This window comes from Kaistella haifensis DSM 19056 (assembly GCF_000735695.2).
Taxonomy (GTDB): domain Bacteria; phylum Bacteroidota; class Bacteroidia; order Flavobacteriales; family Weeksellaceae; genus Kaistella; species Kaistella haifensis.
Genome location: NZ_JASZ02000006.1, coordinates 79,485 through 96,441, shown reverse-complemented (window position 1 = coordinate 96,441; position 16,957 = coordinate 79,485). Strand labels below are relative to the sequence as shown.

The 16,957-nt window shown below is 37.4% G+C and carries 19 protein-coding genes and 1 pseudogene; 9 read left to right on the top strand and 11 right to left on the bottom strand.

What is annotated here, in order from left to right:
• Positions 1 to 21 precede the first annotated feature (21 nt).
• The 8 genes and pseudogenes from traN (at position 22) to AP75_RS04700 (ending at position 6,487) form a co-directional block, all read left to right on the top strand.
• The gene (gene traN, locus AP75_RS04735) at positions 22 to 921 is read left to right on the top strand and encodes a conjugative transposon protein TraN (protein ID WP_024566590.1); all 900 of its coding nucleotides are present in this window, start codon (positions 22 to 24) and stop codon (positions 919 to 921) included.
• 20 nt (positions 922 to 941) lie between these two features.
• Complete coding sequence (locus AP75_RS04730) at positions 942 to 1,502, top strand: conjugal transfer protein TraO (protein WP_024566589.1); 561 nt, start codon at positions 942 to 944, stop codon at positions 1,500 to 1,502.
• A 143-nt stretch (positions 1,503 to 1,645) separates the two neighbouring features.
• Positions 1,646 to 1,963: pseudogene (locus tag AP75_RS04725) on the top strand (DUF3872 domain-containing protein); the annotation flags it as partial.
• Positions 1,964 to 2,093: 130 nt separating this feature from the next.
• Positions 2,094 to 2,387, top strand: coding sequence for a hypothetical protein (locus tag AP75_RS04720; RefSeq protein ID WP_024566587.1), 294 nt, complete (start codon positions 2,094 to 2,096; stop codon positions 2,385 to 2,387).
• Positions 2,388 to 2,468: 81 nt separating this feature from the next.
• On the top strand, positions 2,469 to 5,060 hold the full coding sequence (locus AP75_RS04715) for an AAA family ATPase (RefSeq protein ID WP_024566586.1): 2,592 nt from the start codon (positions 2,469 to 2,471) through the stop codon (positions 5,058 to 5,060).
• A 173-nt stretch (positions 5,061 to 5,233) separates the two neighbouring features.
• Positions 5,234 to 5,545 carry a helix-turn-helix domain-containing protein gene (locus AP75_RS04710; protein ID WP_088263715.1) on the top strand — a complete coding sequence of 104 codons (312 nt, stop codon included), beginning with the start codon at positions 5,234 to 5,236 and terminating at the stop codon, positions 5,543 to 5,545.
• Between the two features lie 28 nt (positions 5,546 to 5,573).
• The gene (locus tag AP75_RS04705) at positions 5,574 to 5,825 is read left to right on the top strand and encodes a helix-turn-helix domain-containing protein (RefSeq protein ID WP_436835750.1); all 252 of its coding nucleotides are present in this window, start codon (positions 5,574 to 5,576) and stop codon (positions 5,823 to 5,825) included.
• A 272-nt stretch (positions 5,826 to 6,097) separates the two neighbouring features.
• A complete protein-coding gene (locus AP75_RS04700; protein WP_024566583.1) occupies positions 6,098 to 6,487 on the top strand; it encodes a response regulator in 390 nt (129 codons plus the stop codon).
• A gap of 45 nt (positions 6,488 to 6,532) precedes the next feature.
• On the opposite strand, the gene AP75_RS04695 is transcribed toward AP75_RS04700, so the two are convergent.
• From AP75_RS04695 to AP75_RS04660, 7 genes are all read right to left on the bottom strand, one after another.
• On the bottom strand, positions 6,533 to 7,525 hold the full coding sequence (locus AP75_RS04695; RefSeq protein WP_024566582.1) for a hypothetical protein: 993 nt from the start codon (positions 7,523 to 7,525) through the stop codon (positions 6,533 to 6,535).
• A gap of 386 nt (positions 7,526 to 7,911) precedes the next feature.
• The gene (locus AP75_RS04690) at positions 7,912 to 8,073 is read right to left on the bottom strand and encodes a hypothetical protein (RefSeq protein ID WP_031502293.1); all 162 of its coding nucleotides are present in this window, start codon (positions 8,071 to 8,073) and stop codon (positions 7,912 to 7,914) included.
• An 18-nt stretch (positions 8,074 to 8,091) separates the two neighbouring features.
• Entirely contained in the window at positions 8,092 to 8,529 is a 438-nt protein-coding gene (locus AP75_RS04685) for a hypothetical protein (RefSeq protein ID WP_024566580.1), read from the bottom strand.
• 4 nt (positions 8,530 to 8,533) lie between these two features.
• Positions 8,534 to 8,947: a DUF1281 family ferredoxin-like fold protein gene (locus AP75_RS04680; RefSeq protein ID WP_228377433.1), complete on the bottom strand. Its 414-nt coding sequence runs from the start codon at positions 8,945 to 8,947 to the stop codon at positions 8,534 to 8,536.
• 83 nt (positions 8,948 to 9,030) lie between these two features.
• A complete protein-coding gene (locus AP75_RS04675; protein ID WP_024566579.1) occupies positions 9,031 to 9,438 on the bottom strand; it encodes a hypothetical protein in 408 nt (135 codons plus the stop codon).
• A gap of 51 nt (positions 9,439 to 9,489) precedes the next feature.
• Entirely contained in the window at positions 9,490 to 10,563 is a 1,074-nt protein-coding gene (locus tag AP75_RS04670) for a DUF932 domain-containing protein (RefSeq protein WP_024566578.1), read from the bottom strand.
• Between the two features lie 578 nt (positions 10,564 to 11,141).
• Complete coding sequence (locus AP75_RS04660; RefSeq protein ID WP_024566577.1) at positions 11,142 to 12,392, bottom strand: site-specific integrase; 1,251 nt, start codon at positions 12,390 to 12,392, stop codon at positions 11,142 to 11,144.
• Positions 12,393 to 12,668: 276 nt separating this feature from the next.
• Here AP75_RS04660 and AP75_RS04655 point away from each other — a divergent pair, with 276 nt between their 5' ends.
• Positions 12,669 to 13,295, top strand: a complete 627-nt coding sequence (locus AP75_RS04655; RefSeq protein WP_031502648.1) for a hypothetical protein — start codon at positions 12,669 to 12,671, stop codon at positions 13,293 to 13,295.
• Between the two features lie 116 nt (positions 13,296 to 13,411).
• Here the strand turns inward: AP75_RS04655 and AP75_RS04650 are convergent, their stop codons facing one another.
• From AP75_RS04650 to AP75_RS04630, 4 genes are all read right to left on the bottom strand, one after another.
• Positions 13,412 to 14,344, bottom strand: coding sequence for an SPFH domain-containing protein (locus AP75_RS04650; RefSeq protein WP_031502646.1), 933 nt, complete (start codon positions 14,342 to 14,344; stop codon positions 13,412 to 13,414).
• Positions 14,345 to 14,430: 86 nt separating this feature from the next.
• A complete protein-coding gene (gene dgt, locus AP75_RS04645) occupies positions 14,431 to 15,786 on the bottom strand; it encodes a dGTP triphosphohydrolase (RefSeq protein ID WP_031502644.1) in 1,356 nt (451 codons plus the stop codon).
• Positions 15,787 to 16,381: 595 nt separating this feature from the next.
• Positions 16,382 to 16,708, bottom strand: coding sequence for a type II toxin-antitoxin system PemK/MazF family toxin (locus AP75_RS04635; protein WP_031502015.1), 327 nt, complete (start codon positions 16,706 to 16,708; stop codon positions 16,382 to 16,384).
• Positions 16,696 to 16,947 (bottom strand): AbrB/MazE/SpoVT family DNA-binding domain-containing protein, encoded by a 252-nt coding sequence (locus AP75_RS04630; RefSeq protein WP_031502016.1) that lies wholly within the window; start codon positions 16,945 to 16,947, stop codon positions 16,696 to 16,698. The genes AP75_RS04635 and AP75_RS04630 overlap by 13 nt, the downstream gene beginning before the upstream one ends.
• Positions 16,948 to 16,957 lie beyond the last annotated feature (10 nt).

Here is a 16,957-nt window from a genome sequence, read left to right as displayed (position 1 = left end):
TGAACTCAAATAAATAAAACAATGAAAAATCATTTAAAAACCTTTTGGGCTATTGCTCTGATACTCGGCTTTGCCGTAACAACTTATGCACAGGATAGTGCAACTGCAAAAACACCGCTTGCATTGGGCAAGATAGAACCGTACCGTATGGAAGTTACCTACGATAAAACGTCGCACCTAATTTTCCCGACCGCCATTCGTTACGTGGATTTGGGCAGCGAATACCTGATTGCGGGGAAAGCCGAAGATGCCGAAAACGTTTTGCGTGTAAAAGCATCAGTAAGGGACTTTGAGCCTGAAACGAATTTCTCCGTTATCACGAATGACGGGCGTTTTTACAGCTTCAACGTGTATTACAGCTCCTACCCGGAGGCATTGAGCTACGACCTGCTCACAATGCAAAAAGCGGTGGATAAAGCCAACGGTAACGACGTGCTTTTCGAGGAACTGGGCAACAATTCGCCCTCACTGGCAGGCTTGTTACTGGAAACCATTTACAAGAAAGACAAGCGCATTGTAAAGCATATCGGGGCTAAAAGTTTCGGCATTCAGTTTATCCTGAAAGGGATTTACATACACAACGGCAAATACTATTTCCATACGGAATTGAGAAACCGTACCAATGTGCCTTTCGAGATTGATTTTATCAATTTCAAAGTCGTGGATAAAAAGGTAGCCAAACGCACCGTAGTCCAGGAACGCCCTTTAACTCCGTTGAGAACTTACAAGCCATTGGACGGTATTGCCGGAAAATCGACCGAACAAAATGTTTTCCTGTTAGACCAGTTTACCATTGCCGATGATAAGGTGTTGCTGATTGAGATTTTCGAGAAAAACGGCGGCAGGCATCAAACATTGCAGGTCGAAAATTCCGACCTAATCAAAGCCCGTTTGATTGACGATATGCACCTAAAATTTTAATAACCCTTTAAAGCAAGAATATGAAAAAGTGTATCTATACCGTGCTGTTTGTCCTGATAGGCATCACGGCTGCACAGGCACAAAGGATGCTGCCGAAGCAGAAGGGATTGGAAATAAGTGCAGGTGTATTGTCCAATGATAAGATTGGCAATGATTACTACATCAGCGCAGCAATGACCATAAACGGTAAAAATGGTAATTACCAGCTTTGGGCGTTGGAATATACCCACCAGTACCACGATTACAAAGACCTGCGCATACCGCAGGAAACCTATTCCACAGAGGGCGGTTACAGCTTCTTTTTGTTGGGAGATGCCCGTAAGAACATTACGCTGAATTTCGCCGTAACGGGCGTGGTCGGTTACGAAGCCATCAACCGGGGCGAAGCGATGCTGTACGACGGTGCGAAAATATTGAGCGAAGATAATTTTATCTACGGAGCAGGCGGTCGCCTCATTTTTGAAACCTACCTGTCCGACCGTTTTGTATTAGTCCTACAAGGGCGTACAAAAGTTTTGTGGGGGACGGATCTGGAACAGTTCCGTCCATCCGCAGGTGTGGGATTAAAGTTTAACTTTTAAAACGTAAAACAATGATAGCAATATTCAATAAATTCAGAATAGGATTACTGCCGATATACGTATTGCTGGCAATCCTCACAGCTTCGGTTTCTTTGGTATCTTGTAGCAAAGATGATGAACTTGAAATATAGAACGATTTTCCTTTCGAGGTAAACGTGATGCCAGTACCCAAAGATGTTGCCAACGGACAGACCGTAGAAATACGTATTACCATACAGCGTACAGGCAATTACAGCAACACGCAATATTTTCTCCGTTACTTCCAGTTTGATGGACAGGGAACATTGCAATACTACAATGAACCGCCGTATCAGCCCAATGACCTGTATCAATTACCAACGGAGCAGTTCAGGTTGTATTACACTTCAACATCTGCCGTATCACAGTCCTTTGATGTTTGGATTTCGGACAGTTTCGGGAATGAAAAGCAGATAACTTTTCAATTTAACAGTAGCGATTAAAAGTAGTATGTCGTTTCATAAAAACGGCTTATCTGATTGGTAAGCCGTTTTCGCATTATGTACACGTCGTTTACAGGGTGAAACAAATATTTTTCGTAAATTCAAACAGTGGAAATAAAGTGTTTTTGTTATGGTCGCATCATTGGTTATAGGTATCATATTTTTGGTTGCAGGCTTGGGACTTCGTTACTGGATTAACCGGAGAAAGTTTTACAGGCGCAGCCCTATGGGAGCAGAGGGTTTCTCATCTTATGAAAGTTCGGTTTTCATTAAATTGATTGAAAGGGTTGGTAAATGGATAGCTTACGCACTGATTATTTTCGGGCTGTTATCGCTGTGGGTTTACTCCCGTGAGAAAAAGGAAAAACAACAACAAGAGGAAGTAAAAAATGAACAGCCAAGCCCAATAACAAAGCATAATTAAATTTGTGATTTAACTATTTTTGCAGGTTAATAAATGTACTATCTGTAATATGGGACGCAACATAAATTAAATATATAAATAATGTCTATATATCAGGATATTTTAAACTGGTCACAAGGTGGCAGACAAGCGTTTGTCCAAGATGCTTTACGAAGACTTGTTACATCAACAACACTTACACAAAACGATATTGATGAACTTGTTCAATTAGTGAAAAAAGAATGCGGCGACAATACAATAGCTTTAAACCCTATTCCGCTTGACAGCACTCACATTCCAACAACAACTGCGACAATTGGAAGTTATCCCAAACTAATTAGCCTAAACAACCCGATTAATATTTGTGCCTTACACAATCAAGGAGGTTTACAATTTTCCAATACGGGTTTGACAGTAGTTTATGGCGGAAATGGTTCGGGGAAATCAAGCTACTCACGTATTTTGAGAAAGCTTTGTTGGAGCCGAAATCCAAGCGTTACACTAAAAAAGAATGTTTTCAATCCATCCTCTAATCAACAACAAGTTGATTTTGTTGTAGAAAACAATGGTTCAAACATTAGTTTTTCTTGGACAGAAAATAGTCCGAGTAACCCTATCCTTAATTCAATTTTTCTTTTTGACAATGATTGTGGAGATATTTACATCAATAATGAAAATCCTACAGAATATAAACCTGTTGGAATTGATGTTTTAGAAAAGCTGGTTTCAACTTTTGGAAGTATTTCGCAAGCATTTAGTTTGTCTGTTGCCTCATACATTACACAAAAACCAGAGTTGCCACAAAATTTACTTCAATCCTCCACAGGACAATGGTATGGAACGATAGAAAATTTACAGCGAGCTAACGTTGATTCATATATCCAATTTACTCAAACAAACATTGATAGAAAGCAAGAACTTACAAACTTAATAACAGCACAAAACCCCCAGCAAAATATTACGAATTTAAACAGTCAAAAAGGTCGAATCAGTAACTATATTCAACAATTACAACAAATAGAATCGTTATTCAACGAACAAAAAATAAACGAAGTAAGGGCAAACAGAACCACTTTTGAAAGCGTAAACGAAGCGTATCAAATTGCTACTACAGAACTACAAAATATAAACTCGTTGGAAGGGTTTGGTACAAATCCTTGGCGAACATTGTGGGAAGCAGCAAAAAATTATGCTCATAGTTCAAATCTGTCAGACGGTCAAACTTTTCCCTCTTTAATTTCATTGGAAAAATGCGTGTTGTGCCAACAGGAACTTGATGAAGCAGCGCAACAAAGATTGACGACATTCAATCAATTCGTTTTGAATGACGTTTCAACGCAATTAAACGCAATTAACCTTACAATCCAACAAAAACATAACTTATACAATTCATTAGTTATCCCGCCTATTGAAAACCTGACAGAATTAGAACAGTTTATACCAGATTTCAGAACGAACTATACTCAATTTTCTGATTCTGTTTCCACATTCAGAAATTCAATCATCTCATTTTTACAAAATGGTGGTGAATTGAACATCAATTTACAATCTCTGACCCCAGAGATAACAAATATAATTCCGAACATTGATTCTCAAATTGCACAAAACACTCAACTTGTACAAAATAGAAATGCTTTAGTTGCTGAACTTAGTGAGCTAACTGCTAAAGAATTTTTGTTTAACAACAAGACGACAATTCTTCGATATTTCGATGAATACAAATACAAATCTTGGATAAGTCATTGTCAATCGCAACTTACGACTACTGCAATCTCACGAAAAATTGGCGAGTTAATGGAAAATCAAGCTGTGAGTTTGCAACACCAAGAGTTTATTTCACATCTTAATTTCTTTAATCGTGATTTGGCAAGTAAAGTTTTGATTTCAAAAACGAGAACCAGTCAAGGAAATACATTTCAAAAATGCGGTTTGAACGGTATCAATGATTCAATCAATTCAATTCTAAGTGAAGGTGAGCAAAAACTTATTGCCTTGTCTAATTTTTTAGCTGAATGCACGATAGACAATCGTCTGAACACAATCATATTTGATGACCCTGTTACGTCATTAGATATGGATTATAGAGATAAAATTTCAGATAAAATTGTTCAACTTTCCCAAAACCGACAGATAGTTGTATTTACTCACGATTTATCATTTTTACGCCTGCTTATAGATACACATAAAGCAATCACGTCAGTGGATTGCGCGATAATAGGAATTGACAAATACAATGGGGTAAGTGGTATTGTTACAGATGAAATTCCATATTTAGCTAAAAATGTACAAGAAAGAGTTGATTCTATCCGAAGAATATTATCCGAGCACGATGCTCTTGCATTAACTGATGCACACGGACGAGAAACCAAACTTGATTCTGCAAGAAAAAGATTTAGGATGTTGTTGGAACGCTCTGTTGAGGAAGTTTTATCCAATAAAACTTACGAGCGGTTTTCTAAAAACATTCATTTAAAAAAGGGTAATTTATCAAGCTATATCGTCACAGAGCAAACAGACGTTGACTTTCTTTTAAATTTATTCGGAAAATATTCCGTGACGGAACACGATGGAGGGACTTCAACAATTCCGCTATTACCAACTAAAACAGAAATTGACCAGGATGTTACAGATTATTCTAATTGGAAAAATGGCTTTAAAACTAAATTACGGACATTCCAAGCGACATACAATTAAATAAGTATTTCCAAATAGTAGTAAAATCGGATAACCCAAAAGGTTATCCGATTTTTTGTTTATGGCAAAAGTAAACCGCCAAACACTACCTCTCAAAGCCAAACCCTGCAACATTCCCTATCACTACTACAAGCCTTTATAAATTCGACTTCCACAGAAAAAATGAGCAGATTATGGAAGTTATCGCAATACAAAAGTCCGCATTGGACGGAATGAATAATGGGCTACGGGAACTTTTGGAACTGACCGAAAATGCCACGAGAAAATACACGCCTATTTTCAAAGAAGAGAAGTGGCTCGATAACCAAGAAGTATGTTTGATGATGAACATAACCAAACGGACTTTGCAGATCTACAAGGACAAAGGCTTATTGCCCTATTCCCGACTAAACCGTAAGAATTATTATAAACGCTCGGACGTGCAGGCTTTGCTCGAAGCCGGACAGCCGTACAATACTACCGAAAATGGATTTATTCACGAATGACAATGAAGAAATCATTGTCCATCAGGAAATGATAACGCAACTAAGAAACCGTATCGAAAGCATATTGAAAAACTACCGCCCTGTAATGAACGGCGAAATATACCTTTCGGGCGAAGATGTGTGTAAGTTGCTCCATATCAGCAAACGGACTTTACAGCAATATCGTGATGATAATATCCTGCCGTATATACAAATAGGCGGTAAGATTATTTACAAGGAAAGCGATATTCTGACAATACTGGAACAGAATTATATTTCACATAAAGCAGTTTTACCGTAACCTTTTTGTATTATATGCTATCAAAAAGGAAAGAGTTCAGTATCTTTGTTATCGAAAATATAGAAAATACTTAAAGTGTTTTTGCTTTAAGTCCCACATTGAAAACTGGTAATTTTTAAGACAACGGGACAGATAAGTAGGAACGCTCACGTCATAGGCGTGGGCGCTCGCTTATTCGTTGTCGGGTATACCAGTGCCTCAATGTCGGTAAGTGTAGTTTGCCTGCGCCTTCTTTTTTGTGCGGGGCTACATCAACACAAAAAAGGTATGATATGGAAACTGGTACAGCACAACAAAGAATTACTCTTGCCTTTATCAATGATAACAGTCCGATTTTGGATTTGACCTGTGATAACCTCGTTGCTTCAGGGCTTGAAGTATTATTTCGTTCGGAAAACATTGAAGACGGATTATCTCAATTATCAGCATTAAAAGAGCTTCCCAAAGTTTGTATTATAGACCTTGATTTTTACAACAAGAATGTGCTTGAGCAGCTTCAAAAATTAAGAACGCAATATCCAACCATTAAGCTGATTGCCCATAGCGATATTGATACAGAAAAAACAGTAAAATCTCTTTTAGAGATTGGTTTTGCAGGTTATCTGCTTATTGGCAGCGATGCAGATGATTTTAGAAAAGCCATTGAAGTAGCGACCAAGTAACTATTAGCAATCATTTTCGTATCCGAATTTCAATGATAAATTTTATTAAATTTCATATATAATACCGACAATCTTATTATTATCTAATGTAATTGTCATTTGTTCATATTTAAGATTGAACTTACTTCCTTTGTCAACTGAAGAAGGAAAATATTTTACACCAATAGTGACATTGGGCAAATTAAAATTCCAAGATGACCTAATTTTAAAATCCTTGCCGCATAATTCTTGTTCGGAAGAACTAAGGTATTCTTTGAATTTTGAAATTCCTTCGACTTCAAAAATGGTTTTCCAATTCTTACGTTTCTCAAAAATTATTTGTTCGTCAAGATGTTTCAGAATATTACTTTCATCGGAGCTATTACAAGCATTTATAAAATCACGGATGATTTTTCGAGGTAGCTTTTGAATTTCTCTGATTTCTTTCTTTTTGTTTTCAAGATATATGTTAAAATCGTTTTCTACAACATCAGATATTTTGTAAAATCCCCATTGGAAAGCCTCTTGAGGAGATTTGTAAAGTTTATCTTTTAAAATTTCAGCATTGCCATCCTCATTTTTTGTTTTGAAGTCATCTAACAACAAAAAACCTTTTTCATCGGTGGTTTTGTTAATGCCATCCACAATATTAATAAAGTAATATTCCTCTTTGTCTTCAAATAAAACTTTGATTTTAGGGCTGAATTTTTCAGGTTTGCTTGCTGAGGTTTTTACAAGATATTTCGTTTCATTTAATGGATTTTCAATCTGTCTTCCCCAACCATCAGTCGATAATTCAGACTGGTATCTCATTATTTGAATTCTTATTTCTTTTCGCCCTTTTTCAAGGTTTTTAGTAAATTCATATCCTGGGAAACTATTGAGAATTGCTGTATCCAATTCCCATTCTTCATAATCGCTCGTGAAATTTATTTGATAACTAAATTCATATTCTCGTATGTAAATTGGAAATTGAAATTTGTTTTCGATAATTTTTTGTTCTATTAAATTAATATCAGGCTTTCTGTTTACTGTTATTGAAATTTCAGTTTCTATCATTACTTTGATTTAGCGATTTGTAATTGTTGACAAATTTCAAATTTAATCAATTAGAAATTGTTTGATAGCTTACAAAAAAAACAAAAGACAAAATTAACCAAGCGACGTTCTTTTGCTTCTTTTCTTTGGTCGCTGTGTGGAAAGAAAAGAAGTCATTACAAAACAAATAATGGGATACTGAATATCCCACACAATAATATCGTAACCTATTTTGATAAAATGTAAAATGGGGAAAGTGCAGAGCGGTTGCATTTTGACAAAGGGGTTACACCTATTCAATGCAAAAAGACTGTTCCGACCATCGGAAGGATCTGTCTTTTTGCCGCCCGACTTTTCGGGTCAGGCGGTTTGTTAATTTTTCGGGTTATTTAACCCTACTTTTAAAGCTAATAATTTCTCGTGTATATATCTGCCCAATATGCCTGTCTTTCCTTATCGCTTTCAACGGGTGGGTTATGCTGATATTCTTTGTACCACCCAGTTTGCCAAATACCTTTTTTGAGGTCAGTAACTTCAATCCAATTTCCGTTTTTATCTCTGATTTTCATTGTGCTGAATTTTTCTGATTAAGCAATTAACTTGATTAATGAAAACTCTTCCGTCCAAAATTCTTCGCTCGTATGCTTTCCGTATGCTGTATAGTAGCCTGTACCGTTTGCCCGCAATACAAGCCTGAAACAATCCAGTCGGTTTTCAGGAACGGTAAACGTTTCCTGCTCTTGCTCGTCAAGCTCCACGAATACCCATTCCTTACCGTTTAGCATTTCTTCAATGTTCGGGTTATCGTCTTCGCCTGTACTGTAAAAATCTACTGCCGTATCATAGTAGTTCATTGAGCAGAAATAAGAATTGCCCTCTAACGGCTTAACCAGTGCAAGCCGTTTTTCCTGTTCTTTTTTCCATTCTTCGGATAGGTGGATAATTGCAAACCCGCAATTATCCCATTCGCTGTTAGTATTGGCTTTAACCAAAATATGTGCTGTCGCTTTATCTGATAGTTTCATCGTTCTAAATTTTAGTGGTGTTTAACTGATTTTCGATTTTACGTTCTAATAGGGTGTCGAGTATTTCCCATTCGCTGTCGTACTCCTTGCCCTCAAAATGGTACGTGTCTGTGTCCTCGTCTAATTCATAGCTGCAAAAGTCCTGACTATCTAAGCAGGTGTTTGTTAGTATGCCGTCTTCAAATATTGCCTGACCATATACTAAGCATCCTAATTCCTCATACTCGTGTGTAAAGTCCACTTTTAAATGTTCGGCTATCTGCTTCACGGCTTCCGTATTTGGCGACCATTTTGTTTCATACTGGAATACGCCCGCACTTTCATTGTCCTGACTGATATTGTAGAAATAATCTCCGTGAGTGTCCTGTACGAAATCGGGTAATTGCCCGCAGTCGTCTTTCTGTTCCTGTTCAGCCATTGATTTGAATAGCTGTGTTATCTGTTCGATTGCTTAGGATGTTCCCTCAAAAACAACCGTATTGTTGCACCAATTAGCCATAATTATTTATCGTTTAAGGTTATCTGTAAAAATTTGTCAGTCCCGAAAAGCAGGTGTATCGTCTGTTTTAATTGAAGGTTGCATTGTGCATCCTCTGTATATTCAATCAGGCAGTGAATAGCGAAAATTGAATTGTGTCCGTCAAAAAAATGGTCTGTAAACCAGTTCGGGCGTTTCCAAAGAGGTTCATTTTGGGCTGTTCCTTTTTGTGCATTCTGCACAAGCCTGTACCAAAATTCAGCCGTGAAAAATCCCTTTTGATACCAACCCTCACGAAAGGCGGTTTCATTTTGCAAAAAGTAGTCGCATTGCGTTTTTATAGCGTTTTGCAGGTTCTCCAGTTCTGCGGGAAACAGTTTGCATAATAAGCCCACTTTATCGAGGCTATCCATTTTATCTAATGCTTTCATATCTTTTGTTTTTAGTAGGCGACCACCTTTGCAGGCAGTCGCCTTAGATGATTAATTGAAGTTTAAAATCTCTGCTCCTGAATAGGCAAAGTCTGTACACAGTTCAAAGGCTTTTTGGGTCTTTAGCTGTGCTGTACCACCCATTACAATAGATTGTAGTTTGGCTTCGCTATCCCTATAATTGCGTACATTCTGAAAGTAGCCTGTAACGGCATTATAAGCCCCGAACAATGTGCCTTTGGTAGTTTCCATTTGTTGAGTGTCGCTTATCATAGCGTACTGAAAGGCATCATCTACGGTGTTTCTGAACACGGTGGAAACCTCATCTTCCGCACCTTTTTTCAGCAGGTCAAGCGTTTCTTTGTTCGGGCATAGTGCCAACTGGATTAACTTTCTTACTTCACGGTCTGTTACTCGTACTTTTGTCCACTGGTTAAAAATGCCCTCTAATTGGTTGCTCAAAGTATTGGCAAGTCCCATAATCTTATGGGCGTTCTCGATACGTTGTTTTGCTCCTGACGTATGTTTGATACGCACTACATTGGTCATACTCCGCAATGATGCGTTAAGGGTGTTTTGGCATACGATACGGATAGGGGTAAATGCTGCGGTAATACTTCCGCTACCGTCGTGGCTTGTGGTTAAGAAGATGTACTTTTCTGTAACATCGTCGCCTTTGCCTACTCGGATATAGTCGGGCAGCTTGGCAGTAATAAAAATGCGTTCCCCGTTGCCCAATGCTCCTGCGGTTTCGTACAATATCCCATCGCCTCCGCCTACAATAGCATCAAAGAAATTGAACGCCTCACGGTTTTGTACGATATGGTAGTCTTTACCTACTACGCCTAACGGTCTATTAGTGTCTGTGCGGAGTGTTGCGAAACTGTTAGGTACTAAAATGTCATTAGCTTCAATTAGTTCTCCGCTGTCGCCTATGTTCATTGTTCTGCCCTGTGTAAACAGTGGGGATTTGATAACCTCGTAATCTAAACCTGCGTGTACGATTGCTTCCTCGCTTGTTGGGTACTGCTCTACGATTTGCCCCAAACCGTGCCACGCTTTTTGCTGAACGCTGAAGAATGAATGACGTCCTGTTTGCTCGTTGAAATTGATGTTGTGTGCCATAATGCTAAATTTTTGATGTTTGAAAAAATGTTATTTGCTTACTCGCTTTTCTCGTTTCCCGTTTCCCGTTGTGGTTTGCTCCGCTTCGCTTCGCATAAATTTTTCCAAAAGAAAAACCGGAAAAAAGAAAGCAGATAATCCAAGCGGGCAATAGCGTAAAACCGAAAGGAAACGGAATAAGTCCCAGAGGGTGGCAAGGCAACACACAGCAACTCGGCGAAGCCAACATTTTGCCTTGCCATTATGCCGTAGTCTTTTGGTTGGGAGTGTGGGGTGGCTGCCCGCTATAACTTAGCTGCCTTTTTACCGGTTGATTGTGGAAATTTTCTATTCTAAATTTTTATGGCATTAATGACCAGGCTATGATAGCCTGTAATAGAGATTTGAAAAACGGAATAGCAAGGGGGCGTTAGATATGGGTTTCGTTTTTCAATTTTCTATTTAGCAAGTAGGTAATAAGCTCTTTTACAGCGTTGGACTGGGTAGAGGAAAGTAAATGTGCTTTACCTACCTAAAAAGTATGGGCATAAAAAAGCAGAACCGTTAAGTTCTGCTCATTGTGATTAAATATAAGCTGATTAGATTGCCATCATAAATGCTTCTTCCATTGCCTTAAATTTCGGTGTAACCAAATCCATATCCTTACTGATTTTTTGGCTTGTAATTTTAGCGTAAATCTGTGTGGTGGAAATGTTTTTATGTCCCATCATTTTGCTAAGGCTTTCAAGCGGTACGCCCTCCGTCAAAAACATTGTTCCGAAAGTATGTCTTGCCGTGTGAAAGGTTACTTTTTGTTCTGTAATGATTTCTGCCTTTTCAACCAGTTTACCTATGTGTGTATTGCAGGTTGCATTGGTCGGAACCGGAAAGATAAATTCATTCCTTGTCGTACCCTGATACTTCTCAATGATACGCTTAGGGATTTCCATTAACCGAACATTAGAAGCAATATCTGATTTCTTTCTCCTGCTGATAATCCACTGATGACCGTCAAAGAATGATTGAATATTGTTCCTTGTCAGTTTCTTAATATCCGCATAAGCAAGTCCAGTAAAGCAACTGAAAATAAACAGGTCTTTTACCAGTTCATACCGTGGGTGCGATGGTACGCACATTATCAGCTTTTCTACATCTTCTTTAAGGATATAACCCCGGTCAGTTTCTTCCATATTGATTTCATAATCCTGAAACGGATTATCACGTATCAAGCCCTTTTTAATAGCCAGTTCCACAACGGCTAATAAAGGCATCGTGTACACCCAAACCGTATTATGCGAAGACTGTAAATCGTACCGGAGGTAAAAATCAAACTCCCGGATAAAATCGGCAGTCAATTCCCGGAAAGCCATATCATCACGATGATAGCGTTCTTTGATAAACGTGGTAAGATGATTGTAAACTGTGATATACTTGTTGTAGGTGCTTTGTGAGCGTTCTTCCTTTTCGACCAGTTTTTTAAAATCCTCATTTTGGTCGTTGAAGACTTTAAGTATTGCATCATCCATTACACCAACACCTAAAAAAGATAGCTTTACTTTTTGGGCGGTCGCAAAGCCCTCGTGCTTCAGCATATCTTCATAAATCTTGTCGATACGCCCACGTATGTTATCCAGTTTTTTATTAATGCTTAGTGCCTGCGCACTTTTTCCCTGAACTCTTCCGTGTTTCAAATCCCAATTATTGGGGTCAATTTCTAACTTTGTTCCGAAAGTCTTAGGGGTTCCGTCAATGGTAATACGTGCCATAATCGGGGCATTACCGTTCTTTTTCAGTTCGTTCTTTTTCAAATAGAAAAGCAGTTTGAACGTCGATTTTTTTGTCTGCTCCATAACTCAAATGTTTAATGTTTAAAATTAAATTACATTGAGTTACAAGGGAATGTAGAAAAGGGCGCAAAAGACTGAAATATAATCAGTTAAGCCATATCATTACCTTTGTCAATCGGTAACGAATTAGTAACCTAACCTTGTCAATTTAAGCCCCAAACCTATCAGACACCGACTTCCGAACTAAGACTACTCTTTTTATAAAGCCTTGTATAGCAAAGGTTTTAACCGTTTTGCTTATTTTTGCTTTTTACTAATCTTTTTTTTCAAAAATAAACTATGAAGAAACTATTACCTATTTTACTTGTTGCAGTAATGCTTGTAACAAGTTGTGAACCAGTTTATAAAGCTGCAAATTTTCAGGAAACCGCCAACCAACATCGAGTAATTGCGGTGCTGCCTCCCAAAGTAATTATTGAAATAAAATCTGCAAAAGAAGCGGAAGCAATTAGAAATCAGGAGAAAATAGAAAGCGAACGTTTCCAAAATGCACTTGTTTCTTACCTCAATGAACATCATACCAAAAACACTATTTTTGTAAATGCCCAAAACACTGAGGAAACCAACAAGATTTTGGCAGATAATAACATCACGAGTTTAGCAGGAAGAAGCTATCAGGATTTGGCTAAATTACTCGGTGTAGATGCGGTAGTAAGCTCCAGGGTTTCGCTTGCAAAACCATTGACCAACGGTGAAGCTTTTTTTACCAGTTTATTAACAGGATATGCAGCGCCGTCCAAAATTACCACCATCGATTTATCGTTAACCGATACCAAAAGCGGAAAAATGTTTTGGAATTACAACTGGCAAACCGGAGGAACCTTCATCTCGACAGAAAAGCTTACCAATTCATTAATGAAAGCTGCAGCGTACAAATTTCCTTACAAAACCAAAGATTTAAAATAAAAAAAACTCCCGATCTGTCCAACAAATCGGGAGTTTTTATATTCATGAATGACGAAAATAATTCACCATTTAAAAGTCTAAAGTCTAAAATCTAACTTCTAACATCTAACATCTAATTAATGCGTATGTGAAGCCGGTGGTGGCGGATAATTTCCTTTGTTCACTTCATCCATTTTTTGGGTAGCGGCCATTGAAACGACTAAATCGTTGAGCATTGAACTCGCTGCACTTGGCGAATTAGGAAGTAAAACCAAGTTGCTTCTGTTGTTTGCTCCTATCGAATGCAGCGTGTCGTAATGTTGCGTAACCACGATCAAAGCAGATGCTTCTTGAGCATTGATTCCGGCATCGTTGAGCATTTTCACAGATTCTTCCAAACCTTTGGCGATTTCTCTTCTTTGATCAGCGATACCCTGTCCTTGTAGTTTTTTAGATTCCGCTTCAGCTTTTGCGACAGCAATAATTCTAATTTTCTGTGCTTCGGATTCGTATTCGGCAGCGGTTTTTTCTCTTTCCGCAGCGTTGATTCTGTTCATCGCGTGTTTCACTTGTTCATCCGGATCGATATCAGTAACCAAAGCTTTAATAATGTCGTAACCGTAACTTTGCATGGCTTCCTGAAGTTCACCTTTCACGGCAATAGCCACGTCGTCTTTTTTCACGAATACATCATCCAATTTTAACTTCGGAACTTCTGCTCTCACCACATCGAAAACATAAGAGGTAATTTGGTTTTCTGGATTTTCTAAACGATAATATGCATCTCCAACCTGATTTCTAATCACCTGATACTGCACAGAAACTTTCATTCTGATAAATACATTATCGAGTGTTTTGGTGTCGATAATCACATCCAATTGCTGAATTCTGAGGTTTAAGCGTTTCGCAACTTGGTCAATAAAAGGGATTTTCAAGTGCAAACCGGATTGTCTCACGGTAAGAAATTTCCCGAATCGTTCCACAATCGCAGCGGTTTCCTGCTTTACCGTAAAAAACGAAGCAAATAAGACGATAAGTCCTAGAAAAATAAGTACACCTAAGTAGGTCATAGTAAATGAATTTTAATGGTTAATAATCCTACAGCACGTACGTTGCTGATGTTATAAAGATAGTAAAAACTTTTGTGCTATCCAAACTACATTGTCATACCGATTTCTATCCCTTTTATTTTTCGGTAAAGATCGGTCGCGAAATTATCCGTCATCCCCGAAACGAAATCTATCACTCCCAAAACTTTCTGATAGTCGGAACCTTCCTCATATAGAAACTGTTTTGGCAAAAGTTTCAGCGCCATTTTATCATAAGATTTTCTCTCAGATTTAGCCTTTAAAATTGGCGGAATAAAATGATTCAAAAGTTCGTACATCACGTTGTAACCCGCATTTTCTATTTCGATAACGGCTTTATGTCCGTAGATTTTTTCAATAGAAAAACTCTCGATTTCCTGTAGCGATTTGTTTTCAGTTTTATAAATATCCAACAGCGCTTTATCTAGATTTCCATCTAAAATGGAAGCGAAATTGGTTTCATACAATTCAATCGATTTATTAATCAACGCATTGATGACTTTCGCTCTCAAATAAGAAATTCTTTCATTAGCATTGGTCAAAATCACCAATTTATCTTCTACCCTTTTGGTATTTTGATTTTCAGATTTGATGAGGTCTAGAAACAGATTCTCGCAATCCGAAGTCGATACAATTCCCAATCGGTGCGCATCTTCCATGTCGATAATATTGTAGCAAATATCGTCGGCAGCTTCCACCAACCATACAAAAGAATGTCTTTTGAAAATGGTGGGTTCCTCGTTTTCTTGCATGAGATTTACCGCGTTGGCGATATTCAGGAAAGTCTCTTTTTCATTCTGGAAAAAACCAAATTTCTTGCGGTGAATCACTCCTTTTTTCTTAGCTACAGCTTCGCAAGGATATTTCGCAATACTCGCCAAAGTGCTCATCGTCAGCTGTGTTCCGCCTTCATCTTTTCCGTTTTGCTGATGTGTTAAAACACGAATTGCATTGGCATTTCCTTCGAAATTTACCAAATCTGCCCATTCTTTTTCAGAGAATTTTTGCTTTAAATCAGATTCGTTTTTCTCGAAATAACTTGCAATTGCATCTTCCCCAGAATGCCCGAAAGCAGGATTCCCAACATCATGACAAAGACAAGCCGCCGCAATCACGTTATGCAAATTGTGATGGTAAAAGTTCTGCGCATCTTCCGAAAGGTCATTTTGGTAATTCTTCACGATAAATTCTCCCACCGCACTTCCTAAACTGCGACCAACAGACGAAACTTCGAGGGAATGCGTCAATCGGTTATGCACAAATACACTTCCCGGAAGCGGAAAAACCTGAGTTTTATTTTGTAATCTTCGAAAAGCCGCCGAGAAAATAATGCGGTCGAAATCCCTTTGGAAATCAGTTCTTGAAGCGGAAGTTGCGGGATGATTTCCAGTGCGTTGGTTGGTGAAAATTGTATTAAGATTCATAAACTACAATTTGTCTTAAGATATAAGTTATTTTTGTAAAAAATATTTAGATGATAAACTTGAATAACGAAAGTTACAAAATTATAAGTGAGAAATTTTTTTTGCTCATAAATACATTTTTACCCGGAATTGTTGTATTAGAAATAATTTTTAAAAAAGGTCTATTCTCAAATCAACCACAAACAATATTCGAATTTATACTTTTTCTTTTTTGAGCTATATTATTAAGTATACCATTTTATTTCTTAATTGGTTTAAATACAAGAGAATACATTCTTGGAGCGCTCAAAGAAAATAATTTGAGCACAAAAAACATTGATAATGAAAAACTTGAAGTTTTAGATTTTAATTTTCAATTTATATACATTTTAAATTCTACTCTCCTATTTTACATAATTGACCGGATATTTCATAAATATTTCTACTTTATTGAAATTTTTGGTATTAGTCCTAAATTTATTGAACTGTTTTCCGTTTTCACTCTTACTGCAATGATCAGCATTATTTTATCGATTCCACTAACTTTTTTATTTATTAAAATAATTAATAAAAAGTTTCTAAAAATAATCAATCTAATAAAAAAGGACTGAAAATTCTATTTTCTAAACATTTCATTTAAAATCCCGAAAACTTCTTCCTGTTCTTGCTCCTTTAAAACAGATAATTTATTCTTAATTCTGATTTTATCAATCGTCCGAATTTGGTCTAAAGCGATTTGACCTTTTTTACTTTTCACCACACAATTTACTCGAGAAGGATAATCCTTTAAAGTAGAAGTTAATGGCGCAACAATTACCGTATTCAGTGCTTCGTTCATTTCATCAGGAGAAATAACTACTGCAGGACGAGTCTTATTGATTTCGCTTCCTTTGGTTGGGTCGAATTCAATAAAATAAATTTCAAAACGTTTTACCATGTCCATTCTTCGGTATCAAAATCGTTTGGAAACTCGATTAAATCTCCTTTTTCTTGCATAGAACCGGCTTTTAAAAGCTTTTCTTTCCAATCTTTTCTTGGCTCGTCAATTTTTTGAATTAGGATTTTTCCATCTTTCACCGTCAACTCTAACTCATCTTTTGGTTCGATATTTAATTCTTCCAACATTCGTTTGCTAATAATGATTCCTGAAGAATTTCCGATTTTTCTGATTCTTGTCGTCATCTCAAAATTT

What these genes read in the sequence shown, in the direction of transcription:
- AP75_RS04700 (WP_024566583.1), top strand. Translation starts at nt 6,098, where the DNA reads ATGGAAACTGGTACAGCACAACAAAGAATTACTCTTGCCTTTATCAAT.
- AP75_RS04655 (WP_031502648.1), top strand. Translation starts at nt 12,669, where the DNA reads ATGAAGAAACTATTACCTATTTTACTTGTTGCAGTAATGCTTGTAACA.
- AP75_RS04660 (WP_024566577.1), bottom strand. Translation starts at nt 12,392, where the DNA reads ATGGAGCAGACAAAAAAATCGACGTTCAAACTGCTTTTCTATTTGAAA.
- AP75_RS04680 (WP_228377433.1), bottom strand. Translation starts at nt 8,947, where the DNA reads ATGGCTGAACAGGAACAGAAAGACGACTGCGGGCAATTACCCGATTTC.
- AP75_RS04715 (WP_024566586.1), top strand. Translation starts at nt 2,469, where the DNA reads ATGTCTATATATCAGGATATTTTAAACTGGTCACAAGGTGGCAGACAA.
- AP75_RS04690 (WP_031502293.1), bottom strand. Translation starts at nt 8,073, where the DNA reads ATGAAAATCAGAGATAAAAACGGAAATTGGATTGAAGTTACTGACCTC.
- AP75_RS04670 (WP_024566578.1), bottom strand. Translation starts at nt 10,563, where the DNA reads ATGGCACACAACATCAATTTCAACGAGCAAACAGGACGTCATTCATTC.
- AP75_RS04635 (WP_031502015.1), bottom strand. Translation starts at nt 16,708, where the DNA reads ATGGACATGGTAAAACGTTTTGAAATTTATTTTATTGAATTCGACCCA.
- AP75_RS04720 (WP_024566587.1), top strand. Translation starts at nt 2,094, where the DNA reads ATGGTCGCATCATTGGTTATAGGTATCATATTTTTGGTTGCAGGCTTG.
- AP75_RS04710 (WP_088263715.1), top strand. Translation starts at nt 5,234, where the DNA reads ATGGAAGTTATCGCAATACAAAAGTCCGCATTGGACGGAATGAATAAT.
- AP75_RS04685 (WP_024566580.1), bottom strand. Translation starts at nt 8,529, where the DNA reads ATGAAACTATCAGATAAAGCGACAGCACATATTTTGGTTAAAGCCAAT.
- AP75_RS04650 (WP_031502646.1), bottom strand. Translation starts at nt 14,344, where the DNA reads ATGACCTACTTAGGTGTACTTATTTTTCTAGGACTTATCGTCTTATTT.
- AP75_RS04675 (WP_024566579.1), bottom strand. Translation starts at nt 9,438, where the DNA reads ATGAAAGCATTAGATAAAATGGATAGCCTCGATAAAGTGGGCTTATTA.
- AP75_RS04705 (WP_436835750.1), top strand. Translation starts at nt 5,574, where the DNA reads ATGATAACGCAACTAAGAAACCGTATCGAAAGCATATTGAAAAACTAC.
- AP75_RS04730 (WP_024566589.1), top strand. Translation starts at nt 942, where the DNA reads ATGAAAAAGTGTATCTATACCGTGCTGTTTGTCCTGATAGGCATCACG.
- dgt (WP_031502644.1), bottom strand. Translation starts at nt 15,786, where the DNA reads ATGAATCTTAATACAATTTTCACCAACCAACGCACTGGAAATCATCCC.
- traN (WP_024566590.1), top strand. Translation starts at nt 22, where the DNA reads ATGAAAAATCATTTAAAAACCTTTTGGGCTATTGCTCTGATACTCGGC.
- AP75_RS04695 (WP_024566582.1), bottom strand. Translation starts at nt 7,525, where the DNA reads ATGATAGAAACTGAAATTTCAATAACAGTAAACAGAAAGCCTGATATT.
- AP75_RS04630 (WP_031502016.1), bottom strand. Translation starts at nt 16,947, where the DNA reads ATGACGACAAGAATCAGAAAAATCGGAAATTCTTCAGGAATCATTATT.